Raw genomic sequence first — 12,241 nt, forward strand, 5'->3', positions numbered from 1 at the left:
ATATGGCTCGTCCTCGTAGTGAAGATAAACGTAATGCAATTTTAAGCGCTGCTATCGAAACATTGGCAGAGCTTGGTGAGCGTGCGTCTACCTCAAAAATTGCCAAAGTTGCTGGCGTAGCAGAAGGTACTTTATTTACCTATTTTAGTAATAAAGAAGAGCTGCTTAACCAGTTATATCTTTCGCTAAAAGCTGAGTTACGTCAGGTCATGATGCATGGTTACCCGACTAACGCTGACCTGCAAACACAAATGTCGCACATTTGGCAAAGCTATTTGGACTGGAGTTTAGAAGCTCCCCTTAAACGTAAAGTGATGGCGCAGCTTTCAACATCGGAACAAATTACTGAGCAAAGTAAACAAATTGGTATGCAAACCTTTTGTGACCTCACCCAAAACATTCAAGAATGTATTAACGATGGCAAATTAAGAGATTACCCGCCGTTATTTATTGCTTCAATTTTAGGTGCGCTTGCCGAAGTTACCCTCAATTTTATTGCCCAAGACCCTTCTCAAGCCGAGCGTTACCGCAAATCTGGTTTTGAAGCATTTTGGCACGCAGTTTCACTATAGATAAAAGAGTAAGGATGCACGGCGTCCTTATTTTTAAATCAATTAATGAGTGAGTAAATACTCATTTAAATGAATCGAAATAAGCACTTAATTCAAGTTCTTATTTGCACATTAGGTTTGTTCCAATAAGGAAAAATAAGATGACTATTTCAAATACAACAGACTTATCTTCTCCCCTAATGCCATCTCAACAACACAATGGCAAATTTAGAAATACACGTCCAAACCAACACCAGCCTTCTTTTGGCAAAACGCTTCAACTCATGTGGAAGTTTCTATTTAACAAACCTAAAGACACTGTTCCAAACACGGCAATTCCTGTTTTAAGTTTGTCAAAAGAACAATTATTAAGTGCGCCTGACCGCTCTCTATTTCGTTTGGGCCACTCAACCATTTTGTTAAAACTGCAAAATGAGTTTTGGTTAACCGACCCTGTTTTTTTGGAGCGTGCCTCACCTTTTCAATGGATTGGTCCAAAACGTTTTCACCAACCACCGATTAGTATTGCAAACTTACCACCCATTAAAGGCGTGATTTTGTCGCATAACCACTACGACCATCTAGACTACCATGCGGTCATGGAGCTTAACGATAAAGTTGAGCATTTCTTAACACCACTTGGTGTAGGCGACACCCTTATTAAATGGGGAATTCCAGCAGAAAAGGTTCAGCAGCTCGACTGGTGGGATACCACACATGTAGATGGACTCGAACTGGTGGCTACTCCTGCCCATCATTTTTCAGGCCGTGGTATGGGTGATAGCAATGCGACACTTTGGGCATCGTGGGTGATTATTGATAATGATTTACGTGTATTTTTTAGTGGAGATACGGGCTATTTTGACGGGTTTAAAGAAATCGGTCATCGTTATGGACCTTTCGATCTGACCATGTTAGAAACGGGTGCTTACGACCCCGAATGGCCTGATGTTCACATGCAACCAGAGCAAACTTTACAAGCACATATCGATTTAAAAGGACGTCATTTGCTGCCTGTGCACAACGGTACTTTTGATTTGGCCCTTCATGCTTGGGATGATCCATTTGAACGTATTGTCGCTTTGGCTCAACAAAATAATTTAGCGATTAGCACACCGCAAATGGGTGAATTATTGAACTTAGAGGAACCAAATATTGAAAATTATTGGTGGCGTTCGTAAGTTTTTCGATAATTTTTTAAATTATTTATCTTATTAAATTTCAATTTAAAGGTATTTAAATTCAGTTATATAACCTACAAATCTAGCCTCAATACCACTTCCAAATAAAACTAGGACTAAATTTGTCTTAGTTTTATTATTGACTTAAAACACAGACTACATTAGTCTGTGTTTATAGTTGATCAATTATGAAATTAAATGGCTTATATCACTAGTAGCGTCGAGTATGCGATTCACTGTCTTCTTTTTCTTGTGAACAATGAAGACAAACCTTTGAGTAGTAAGGATCTTGCTGAATTACAAGGAGTCTCTCCGAGTTTTATGGCCAAGATTTTTCCCAAACTTGAAAAGGCAGGTCTGGTTGTTGCTCAAGAAGGTGTTCGCGGCGGCTATTTACTGGCTCGATCTGCTCACGAAATCAGCTTTTTAGATATCGTGAATGCAATCGAAGGTGAAAAACCGCTTTTTGAGTGTCAAGAAGTTCGCGGTAAATGTGCAGTCTTTAACAATGCCCCACCAGATTGGGCAACCAGTGGTGTGTGTGCCGTACATGCTGTCATGCTACAAGCCGAAAAAGCTATGCGAGACGCATTAGGTGCTCATACACTTGGCGATATTGCAGACCGTTTTGGCCGTTATGCCCCCGACGTATTTTTTAGTGATGTAAATGGTTGGATCAATGAACGCATTGAAGGAAGAACAGCAAAAATGCGGAAAAGTAAAATATCGCGGGATACTCCCGACTAATGAGCTAATAAGCCTCAAATACTAAAGTAAAACATCCCTAATCCGTTTTAAACGCCTTCTCAGATTTTTTCGGACAATCAGAGAATGGATTCGCTCACCCTAAATTTTATGATGAGCTGGAACGTGTTGTCCGAAAAATCGATCAAAAGGATAATCCAATGAGTAAGCGTATTATTATTGCTGGTTCTGGCTTTGCAGGTTTATGGGCTGCACTCGCTGCACAAAGAGCAATCCATTTAGCATCACAAGAACAAAACATTGAAGTGATGATGGTTTCCCCTAGCCCAAATGTCGGGATTCGTCCACGTCTTTATGAGGCTGTGCTTGAAAACATGAACCCTGATATTTCAGAGTTATTAAGCGTGGTTGGGGTTAAATTTCTGGCAGGTTGGGTAAATAAAATTGACTCAAACCAACAGACTATCGAAGTTGCAACCACCGATGGTAACAAACAAAATTTAAGCTATGACCGTTTTGTTCTGGCAACCGGAAGTACGACTTTTATGCCACCTATACCAGGTCTAAAAGAATATGGATTTAGCGTAAATACATTAGAAGATGCTGAAAAACTGGACCAACATCTTAAAAATTTAGTCAACAAACCTGTAAATGCAGCCCGTAATACTGTAGTCATTGCTGGTGGTGGTCTTACTGGGTTAGAAACTGTGACCGAAATGCCTGAACGTTTGCGTAGCATTTTAGGTGAAACTGATGTCCGTGTGGTTTTGGTTGATTCCTCGACAGACATTGGTGCGGCAATGGGTGACCAAGCTGCGACTGTTATTCGAGAGGCCCTTAACGAACTCGGTGTTGAAGGTAAAGCTGGGCTAAGAGTTACTGCGCTAGATGCCACTGGCGTAACGCTTTCTAACGGCGAAAAAATTGAAACAGAAACCGTGATTTGGACTGCCGGTATGCGGGCTAATCCACTCACCTCTCAAATTGCTGGTGAAAAAGATAATTTAGGTCGTTTGATTGGGGATACTTATTTACATGCACCTGAAGCAAAAAACATTTTTGTGACTGGTGACACTGTAAAAGTTCCAACCGATGATTTAGGCAATTTTAATGTGATGTCGTGCCAGCATGCTATGAGCTTAGGCCGTGTGGCGGGTTATAACGCTGCGGCAGAATTGGTTAATTTACCACTTCATCCATACAGCCAACCAAAGTATGTCACTTGTGTTGACTTAGGTCCTTGGGGCGCACTTTATACTGAAGGTTGGGATCGACAGGTTCAATTTGTGCGTGAAGAAGCGAAAAAAATTAAACAGGAAATTAATACTGTTTGGATTTATCCCCCAGTTGCAGACCGTGAAGCAGTTTTTGCAATAGCAAACCCTGATTTTGTGATTGTTCCTTAAGCTTAATTTTTGCACCAATCCATTTATTTAAAACCCTAAAAGTAAGACCATCGTTGGTTCTACTTTTAGGGTTTATATTTGAATTATTAAATTATGACTTTTCTAGCTCTTCTATTATCGCTAAAGCCGTCTTCTTAGCTGAAAACGGGTTTTGCCCCGTAATTAACTTACCGTCTTGAACGACATACGGTGCAAAAGGAATAAAAGCCTTTTCATAACGAGCACCATATTCTTTCGCTAACTCTTCGGCATTGTATGGCACTTTTTTTGCCACCCCTGCCAAAACTTCTTCACTCCATGCAAAGCCTGTTAACTTTTTGCCTTTTATAAGTCTTTCGCCATTGGAAAGTCTGACATTGAGCAAGCCACAGTAGCCATGACAAACACTCGAAACAATACCGCCTTTTTCATAAATATTTTTGGTGATTTCTTGAAGTTCAGGGTTATCTAAAAAATCCCACATCACACCATGACCACCCGTGTAATAGATCACGTCATAATCTTGCCAATTAATGTCGGAAGGCTTAAAGGTATTTGCCAGCAGCGTAATAAAAGCTTGATCTTTTTCTCGGTCTTTAACAGATTTATCTGCCACTAAAGGCACAAGCGATTTTGGTTCAATTGGAGTTTTTCCACCATTTGGGCTGACGATATCTTGCACATAACCCTGCTTTTCAAACTCATCATAAGCATGAGTGAGTTCGCCTAACCACAGCCCTGTTGGTTCATCGACATTCTTATAGCGTGAAACATTGGTCACGACATGTAATATGCGTTTAGACATTTTCTCACCTCATTCTTCATATTTATAATTCTATTCTTTCATCTATCAAAGCATAGAAAGCTGTTACTGAAAGTGTGCGCTTAGTAAAGTTATGAACCTTGCTTTTACATTACTATAAGTCTAAAGTTAACTTTAATGTCAAGAGAGTATGTGGCTATGAATATTAGCGAGTTATCAAAACTAAGTGGTTTAAGTACCCCTACAATTCGTTATTATGAGCAAATCAAACTCTTGCCTAAAGCAAAAAGAAAATCGAATGGCTATCGTGAATATACTGATAATGATTTGAAACAACTTTCTTTAATTCAGCAAGCTCAGCAAGTTGGCTTTTCTTTAGCAGAAATTAAATCATTTTTACCGTCAAAGGTAACTACTTGGAACCATGATGCACTCATCCAAACACTTGAATCTAAAATTCAGGAAATAGAGCTTTTAGAACAAAAGCTAAAAATCAGTAAGCAAAACTTACGTACTATGATTGAAGCAATTAATAACAAACCCGATGAAATTACCTGTGAAGAAAATGCCGAACGCCTTATGAACCTCTATTACGATAAATCAAAAACGCCGTAAACCTATAGAATTCTATTGACCTTAAAGTACACTTTAAACATACGATTGATTACAGGTGATAAATGAGGACCTATCATGTTTAAAGTGTGGAATTTTCAACGTTGTTTAAGCATTATTTTTGCCATTCTTTTATCTACAAATGCGGTTTATGCCGCAGGTTCAGATAAAGCTCAAAGCCCTGCAAAAATAAATGGAAAAATTTTAGTCGTCATGACTAATCACTCGGCTTACCCTTCTCGTTCGGATAAAACAGGGCTGTGGTTGACTGAACTCACCCATTTTTATGATGTTGCATCAGCTGCTGGCTATGAAATGGATTTTGTAAGTCCTTTAGGTGGTCAGGTTCCCCTTGATGAGCGTAGTTTAAAGTCCATTTACTTAGATAAATCAGCGCGTCAGCATTTATGCAGCGGTTAAAAACAACATTAGCCCCGAGTGCAATTAATCCCTCACAGTACAAAGCCATTTACTATACGGGTGGTCACGGCACCATGTGGGATTTCCCAAACAATAAAGCTTTGCAAAACATTAGCGAACAAATTTATCTCCAAGGTGGAGTTGTTTCAGCAGTATGTCACGGCGTAGGTGGTTTATTACCTCTACAGAATGAAAATGGTAAACCACTAATTGCGGGTAGAACTGTTACTGGTTTTGCAAATATTGAAGAAACTTTATCTGGTATTAAGTCTCAAGTTTCATTTTCTTTACAAAACGGACTCATTGAACGTGGAGCAAACTACAAACAAGCATTTATTCCGTTTACGTCTTATGTAGTTTCGGACAACAGAATTATTACTGGACAAAACCCGCAGTCGAGTAAAGAAATTGCAGAAGCAGTCGTTAAGCGTTTAAGCAGCATTCAGTAAATTGATAAAATATTCATATTAAAAAGCCAATTACAGATTAACTCTCTAATTGGCTTTTCTTTTAAGTAATAACCAGCGGACCAGAACCCGGCAGCTCAGTCACTAGCTTATAACCCATCAGTTTTGCAGGCGTATATGTACCACCCTTAACGGTATTTTTGAGTAAATAATTCACCACAGTTAGTGAGCCATTTACGGTAAGGCTATAAGCGTTTTCAGTTTGGATACGGGCGGTTTTTATTTCACCACGTGAATTTCTTGCTTCTCCCCAAACATAGGTGGGTACTTTCGCGCGGAGTTCCTCATTTGGTCCGACAACCGTTTTTTCAATACGTGATTTAATAAACTTTTGCACGGCATTGAGTTTTAATACAGGGCGGAAGCAGTTCATCATTTTCGCACCAAAAATCATTTTGGGAGGCGCAGGAACAAATACTTCAATGTTTGGAATACCCGTTGTATAAAACGCTGTAGATACATCTCCCCACGGAACGCTCATAGCACTTTTTTTACCATCACCGAAATCGATAGTACGGACATAATGTGCTAATGGAACAGTGGTAATTTTTCCGTCTTTACGAATTTTGCCGCCTTCGGCCATACCTTCTGTACTTGTTTTTGCAGTACCTGGTGAAAGCCCTGTTTTTGAATCAAAACCAAGCGCCAAATGGGTCGCATCTGGCAGAGCTTCTTTGAGCGCAGCGGCAACGCAATCTGTCGGAATCACATCAAAACCAACACCCGGACAAAGCACAACATCGGCTTTTTCGGCTTGGCTGTTAAGTGACTGTGCCAACTCAAATACTGAGATTTCGCCCGTAATATCTAGATAGTGAGCACCTGCCTTTATACAAGCTTCCATCATGGGTTTCGATGTCGCGGAAAATGGCCCTGCACAGTGCATGACCAGTTTAAAGCCTTGGAGTTGTTCACTTACCGCATCCACGTTATCTAGCCCAAAAGCTTTATAGTCGAGTCCCAACTCTTGAGCGAGTGTTTCAACCTTAGCTTTGTTACGACCAGCCAAAGTTGGTTTTAGACCTTGGCGTACAGCTTCACGAGCGATTAACTCGCCCGTGTAGCCATTTGCTCCATAAATTATCCAGTTTGAATCGTTCGCATTTGTCATAACACAACTCACTTATTAAGAAGCAAATGAATAGTCACGCATGCCTTTTTTGTATTGGCGAGTACGGCATGACATAGCTGATTGTTGCAAAATTAAAGCCCAAGCTGGTGAAACATTTGGTTTTGTTTTTTTACCTGCACTTAAATTACGTAACTGGAATTTGACCACAGCCATATTGGCAAGTGAAGCAAGTGTTTTGTTCTTCCAAGTAATTGGTTTTAACTCAGGAGTAAGATTCTGGCCTTGTTTCCAAGCATTTGGCAAATTAGGTTCAATTGCTAGAGCTGTGGCAATACCGACCATATCTACACCACTTTCAATCACTTTCTCTGCCACTTGTTTACGGCGTATCCCACCTGTCACCATAACAAGCATTTTGGCAACTTTACGAATCTCTTGCGCAAATTCTAAAAAGTAAGCTTCACGAGCAAGTGTACGGCCATCACGTGCTTGACCTTGCATTGCAGGCGCTTCATAGCTACCGCCTGAAAGTTCAACCAAATCGACTGCATGCTCATTTAACATTTTAACCACTTGTTGAGCATCTTCAGCGCTAAACCCACCACGTTGGAAATCGGCTGAATTTAGTTTCACTGCAACAGTAAACTGAGGCGAAACCACTTTACGAACAGCTTCAACAATCTCAATTAAAATGCGAGCGCGGTTTTCTAAAGAACCACCCCACTGATCTTGGCGTTTATTGCTGAGTGGTGAAAGAAACTGGCTTAATAAGTAACCATGTGCTGCATGAATTTCTACACCAGTAAACCCAGCTTTTTCACCTAGACGCGCTGTGTTTGCAAAATGCTGAATCACCTCTGCAATCATAGATTCAGTCATTTCAATTGGTGTATTAAAGCGATTTGACATTTTGCCAAGATCAAGTGAAATAGCCGATGGTGCCCACGTCTGCTGACCAAGATTGGCTTGCATTTGGCGACCCGGATGGTTAATTTGAAGCCACATCTGAGCGCCTTTTGAGCGCCCAATTTGTGCCCATTTTTTAAAAGTATCTAGATGCTTTTCATCTTCAAGCACTACGCCGCCCGGTCCAGTCATCGCTCGGCGGTCTACCATTACATTTCCGGTAATGATTAGACCTACGCCACCATTTGCCCAAGCCTGATATAAACGCATTAATTCTTCTGATGGTGCATGGTTTAAATCAGCCATGTTTTCTTCCATTGCTGCTTTAGCAATACGGTTAGGAACATATGAGCCATTTGGGAATACTAATTTTTCGAACACTTTCATTGGTATGACCTCATTCAGTATGACTTTACTTTAAGATTAAAGCTAACTTTAATGTCAATACCTTTTATTATTTTTATATTTATTACTTTCAATTTCAGTAATTTATAAATAAAAAAGAGGCACTTAATATGCCTCTTTTTTTTTAAAGTTTAAAGCTTTAAATTATTCGCAAATAAACGCCAACAAGTCAGCATTAATCACTTCATGGTTTACGGTTAACATACCGTGAGAAAAACCTGGGTAGATTTTGAGTTGGCTATTTTGAAGTAACTCAGCAGATTTTACGCCAGAAGTTTTATACGGCACGATCTGGTCGTCGTCACCATGCAACACCAAAACAGGAACCGTGATTTTCTTTAAATCTTCGGTGAAGTCAGTTTGTGAGAATGCCACAATACCATCGTAATGTGCTTTTGCACTACCCGTCATACCCTGACGCCACCAGTTAGAAATGATACCTTCAGATGGTTTCGCATCTGGTCGGTTAAAACCATAGAACGGGCCAGATGGTAGATCACGGAAAAATTGCGCACGGTTTGTAAGGACCTGGTTTTGAAGGTCATCAAAAACTTCTTTTGGTAAACCTTCGGGATTATTTTCAGTTTTAACCATTAGTGGAGGAACTGCACTCACAAGGACTGCTTTGTTAACATTTTCCTGACCATGACGTGCAATATAGCGGACTACCTCGCCACCACCAGTTGAGTGTCCAATATGAATAGCATTTTTAATATCGAGATGTTTAACCACTTCTGCAACATCATCTGCATAATGGTCCATATCGTGACCATCCCACACCTGACTTGAACGCCCATGGCCGCGTCTGTCATGAGCCACCACACGGTAGCCTTGTCCTAAAAAGAAAAGTAATTGTGTATCCCAATCATCTGAACTCAAAGGCCAACCGTGATGAAAAAATAAAACTTGGGCATCGCGTGGCCCCCAGTCTTTATAGAAAATGTCTACGCCATCTTTTGTGGTTACATATCCCATCTTTGTACTCCTGCTGAAAATCTGCTTCTAGATTCGTTATAAAGGTATGAATGTTTATCGTAAGATTAAAGTTAGCTTTAAGGTCAATAGTCTCAATCTTATTGTTAAAATAAAATTTATATGAAGACTCTACTGTACTCTGTATCTTTTTAATATTTAATTGTTTTTTATTTTATTCCTTTTAAATGTCAAAGACTTTACAGCTAGAAATTAAAGTCTTGACTTTAAAGTGAACTTTAACCTTATAGTGCCAACGTTGGCTATAAATTAACACGTCTTGATAAAGACAACGGTAGCTACGCGGTCAATTAATGTAAAGGTGAACTCCAATGAATATAAAACAACAATTTACTGAGGTTGAATTTGGACAACAAAAAATCAAAGTACCCAAAGGTGGTTATTATGACCGTTTTAGAATGAATCCCGATTTAGATGAAGTCGCTCAAGACCCTGCTGCTGGCAATATCGACTTTTTCCGTCATATTCCTAAAAAATTAGTTGAATCAAGAGTTGGACGTGTTTGGGCACCGAACTTTTATTATCGTAGTGCAAATGTTCAGCTATTAATGCTTGCTCCCATTAAACAGATTAAGGCAAAACTTCCTGATGCTTTAACGCCCTTACAACCATTTCCTGGTTATGGGTTAGTCGCCGTCACTTTTTTCTCTTATTCGGTTTGTGACAATGACCCGTATAACGAGGTGTCGATTGCGATTGTTGTACGCAAACCCAAGGCTCGTGGGCCTCACATCGCAGAGTTAATGAAATCGATGCGTCAACGCCACTTTCATGCACATGTTTTAGCTTTGCCTGTAGATACAGAAATTGCTAGAGTCCGTGGTGTATATGGTTACCAGTTACCAAAATGGTTAACAAAAATTGATATCGGTATTAGTTCAAAAGAGCTTCAAGCCAAAATTTTCGATGTTAATGGCAAATTGGATTTAAGTTTAAAAACCAGTGTACCGACTTTAAAACATGTCGATTCTGAAACACATATTAATAAAGCAACCATGCTACATATAGTCGATGGGAAATGGCATCAAACAGATGTTCAATCAAACGTTCTTTCTTTTGCGCAAAAGCTTTTTCCAAAGAAAGTACAATTTGTGAAAAATGAAGGCCCTTTGACAAAGTTGCTAAATGAACTTGGCGCTTCAAAAATTCTCCGCTTAGATGTTATTCAAGATGCCCAAGCAGTCCTTAATTTGCCTACTCCGTTATAAATCTATTCTTCGAGATATAAAAAGAGACCAACTCGTGGTCTCTTTTTATTTTTTAGATCGCTTCTCTGGTCATCTCACCATTAACCAGTCTTAAAATCTGCAACGGGTTGCTGTCTTTTAAGGCTTCCGGCAATAAACTCTGTGGATAGTTCTGGTAACACACAGGGCGCAAGTAACGGTCAATGGCCAAGGTTCCAACTGAGGTGCCTCGTGCATCTGAAGTGGCTGGGTATGGTCCACCATGTACCATCGCATCACAGACCTCAACACCTGTTGGGTAGCCATTTATAAGTAAACGACCGGCTTTTTCTTCTAGTACAGGAACTACATCTGCAAACTCGGTTAAGTCAGCTTCATCGGCAATTAAAGTCGCAGTCAGTTGCCCATTCATGCTTTGTAGGGCTTGAATGAGTTGGGCTTTATCTTCAACTTCAATGATGACTGTGGTTGGCCCAAAGATTTCTTCTTGTAAAAGCTGATCACCCGCCAGTAAAAGCTCAACATCAGCTTTAAACAGTTGTGGCTGCGCCTGATTACCTTGTTGAGTTTGACCTGCCAAATGCTTGATGCCTTGATGCTCGGTTAAGTGCTCAAGACCAGCGGTATAACTTTTTAAGGTGCCAGCATTGAGCATAGTCTGTGCAGGCTTAGCCCCCATAATGTCGGTCAGGTTGTTAATGAGCTGACTAAATTCAGCTGATTTAATTCCCAAGATTAAACCCGGATTGGTACAGAACTGACCACAGCCTAAAACTACTGAATCAGCCAAGTCCTGTGCAATTTTTTCACCACGGTTTTTTAAGGCTTCGGGCAACATCAACATCGGGTTAATACTACTCATTTCAGCAAACACCGGAATCGGTTGTGGTCGGGCTGCGGCCATATCACATAAAGCACGACCACCACGCAGTGAACCGGTAAAACCAACTGCCTGAATTAAAGGATGCTTAACCAGTGGTTCACCCACACCATTACCGTAGATCATATTAAACACACCTTTTGGCATATTTGATTTTTCTACGGCACGTTCAATTGCCTGCGCTACAAAGTCTGCTGTCGCCATATGTCCACTATGGGCTTTCACCACTACAGAGCAACCTGCTGCCAGTGCCGAAGCAGTGTCACCACCCGCAGTTGAGAATGCTAAAGGAAAGTTACTTGCCCCAAAGACTGCAACAGGGCCAACACCGATTTTAATCTGGCGCAGGTCTGAGCGAGGTAAAGGCTGACGCTCAGGTAAAGCAGTATCAATACGGGCACCTAAAAAATCACCACGGCGCAATACTTTGGCAAACAAACGCATTTGCCCACTGGTACGGGCACGTTCACCTTGTAGGCGTGCAATTGGCAAAGCGGTTTCCTGTGAGACAATTTCAAGAAAATCTGTACCCAAAGCATCGAGCTCATCGGCAATATTTTCTAAAAAAACTGCACGCTGTTCAGGTGAGGTATGGCGGTAAGTCTTAAAGGCTTGACTGGCTGCTTCACAGGCCTGATTAATCTCTTGCTCGGTTGCATGGTGAAACTCATAAGGCAAAGTTTCACCAGTCGTAGCATGAATACTTTTTAATAA

General features: G+C 40.5%; 11 protein-coding genes and 1 pseudogene. 7 read left to right on the top strand and 5 right to left on the bottom strand.

What is annotated here, in order from left to right; translation table 11 throughout:
- Positions 1–2: 2 nt before the first annotated feature.
- The 4 genes from MKL36_RS02570 (at position 3) to MKL36_RS02585 (ending at position 3,843) form a co-directional block, all read left to right on the top strand.
- Entirely contained in the window at positions 3–572 is a 570-nt protein-coding gene (locus MKL36_RS02570) for a TetR/AcrR family transcriptional regulator (RefSeq protein WP_005131693.1), read from the top strand.
- A gap of 140 nt (positions 573–712) precedes the next feature.
- Complete coding sequence (locus tag MKL36_RS02575) at positions 713–1,732, top strand: MBL fold metallo-hydrolase (RefSeq protein ID WP_021510960.1); 1,020 nt, start codon at positions 713–715, stop codon at positions 1,730–1,732.
- A gap of 198 nt (positions 1,733–1,930) precedes the next feature.
- The gene (locus MKL36_RS02580) at positions 1,931–2,479 is read left to right on the top strand and encodes an RrF2 family transcriptional regulator (RefSeq protein WP_000323486.1); all 549 of its coding nucleotides are present in this window, start codon (positions 1,931–1,933) and stop codon (positions 2,477–2,479) included.
- Positions 2,480–2,637: 158 nt separating this feature from the next.
- Entirely contained in the window at positions 2,638–3,843 is a 1,206-nt protein-coding gene (locus MKL36_RS02585; RefSeq protein ID WP_021510961.1) for an NAD(P)/FAD-dependent oxidoreductase, read from the top strand.
- Between the two features lie 91 nt (positions 3,844–3,934).
- On the opposite strand, the gene MKL36_RS02590 is transcribed toward MKL36_RS02585, so the two are convergent.
- Complete coding sequence (locus MKL36_RS02590; protein WP_000044221.1) at positions 3,935–4,627, bottom strand: type 1 glutamine amidotransferase domain-containing protein; 693 nt, start codon at positions 4,625–4,627, stop codon at positions 3,935–3,937.
- A 156-nt stretch (positions 4,628–4,783) separates the two neighbouring features.
- Here MKL36_RS02590 and MKL36_RS02595 point away from each other — a divergent pair, with 156 nt between their 5' ends.
- On the top strand, positions 4,784–5,200 hold the full coding sequence (locus MKL36_RS02595) for a MerR family transcriptional regulator (protein ID WP_001026792.1): 417 nt from the start codon (positions 4,784–4,786) through the stop codon (positions 5,198–5,200).
- Between the two features lie 75 nt (positions 5,201–5,275).
- Positions 5,276–6,066: pseudogene (locus MKL36_RS02600) on the top strand (type 1 glutamine amidotransferase domain-containing protein).
- Between the two features lie 61 nt (positions 6,067–6,127).
- On the opposite strand, the gene MKL36_RS02605 reads toward MKL36_RS02600, so the two are convergent.
- From MKL36_RS02605 to MKL36_RS02615, 3 genes are all read right to left on the bottom strand, one after another.
- Complete coding sequence (locus tag MKL36_RS02605; protein WP_021510962.1) at positions 6,128–7,195, bottom strand: saccharopine dehydrogenase family protein; 1,068 nt, start codon at positions 7,193–7,195, stop codon at positions 6,128–6,130.
- A 15-nt stretch (positions 7,196–7,210) separates the two neighbouring features.
- On the bottom strand, positions 7,211–8,449 hold the full coding sequence (locus MKL36_RS02610) for an NADH:flavin oxidoreductase/NADH oxidase family protein (protein ID WP_031222686.1): 1,239 nt from the start codon (positions 8,447–8,449) through the stop codon (positions 7,211–7,213).
- A gap of 162 nt (positions 8,450–8,611) precedes the next feature.
- The gene (locus MKL36_RS02615) at positions 8,612–9,442 is read right to left on the bottom strand and encodes an alpha/beta fold hydrolase (protein WP_021510963.1); all 831 of its coding nucleotides are present in this window, start codon (positions 9,440–9,442) and stop codon (positions 8,612–8,614) included.
- Between the two features lie 329 nt (positions 9,443–9,771).
- Here MKL36_RS02615 and MKL36_RS02620 point away from each other — a divergent pair, with 329 nt between their 5' ends.
- A complete protein-coding gene (locus tag MKL36_RS02620) occupies positions 9,772–10,668 on the top strand; it encodes a hypothetical protein (RefSeq protein ID WP_021510964.1) in 897 nt (298 codons plus the stop codon).
- Between the two features lie 52 nt (positions 10,669–10,720).
- Here the strand turns inward: MKL36_RS02620 and MKL36_RS02625 are convergent.
- On the bottom strand, positions 10,721–12,241 hold a 1,521-nt coding region (locus tag MKL36_RS02625), incomplete at its 5' end, for an aldehyde dehydrogenase (NADP(+)) (protein ID WP_270908970.1).

The organism is Acinetobacter sp. AOR12_HL (assembly GCF_027855275.1).
Lineage (GTDB): Bacteria > Pseudomonadota > Gammaproteobacteria > Pseudomonadales > Moraxellaceae > Acinetobacter > Acinetobacter baumannii.

Excerpts from the sequence above, each read along its gene's own strand:
- MKL36_RS02580 (WP_000323486.1), top strand. The coding sequence starts at position 1,931 with ATGGCTTATATCACTAGTAGCGTCGAGTATGCGATTCACTGTCTTCTT.
- MKL36_RS02620 (WP_021510964.1), top strand. The coding sequence starts at position 9,772 with ATGAATATAAAACAACAATTTACTGAGGTTGAATTTGGACAACAAAAA.
- MKL36_RS02605 (WP_021510962.1), bottom strand. The coding sequence starts at position 7,195 with ATGACAAATGCGAACGATTCAAACTGGATAATTTATGGAGCAAATGGC.
- MKL36_RS02610 (WP_031222686.1), bottom strand. The coding sequence starts at position 8,449 with ATGAAAGTGTTCGAAAAATTAGTATTCCCAAATGGCTCATATGTTCCT.
- MKL36_RS02585 (WP_021510961.1), top strand. The coding sequence starts at position 2,638 with ATGAGTAAGCGTATTATTATTGCTGGTTCTGGCTTTGCAGGTTTATGG.
- MKL36_RS02575 (WP_021510960.1), top strand. The coding sequence starts at position 713 with ATGACTATTTCAAATACAACAGACTTATCTTCTCCCCTAATGCCATCT.
- MKL36_RS02595 (WP_001026792.1), top strand. The coding sequence starts at position 4,784 with ATGAATATTAGCGAGTTATCAAAACTAAGTGGTTTAAGTACCCCTACA.
- MKL36_RS02615 (WP_021510963.1), bottom strand. The coding sequence starts at position 9,442 with ATGGGATATGTAACCACAAAAGATGGCGTAGACATTTTCTATAAAGAC.
- MKL36_RS02570 (WP_005131693.1), top strand. The coding sequence starts at position 3 with ATGGCTCGTCCTCGTAGTGAAGATAAACGTAATGCAATTTTAAGCGCT.
- MKL36_RS02590 (WP_000044221.1), bottom strand. The coding sequence starts at position 4,627 with ATGTCTAAACGCATATTACATGTCGTGACCAATGTTTCACGCTATAAG.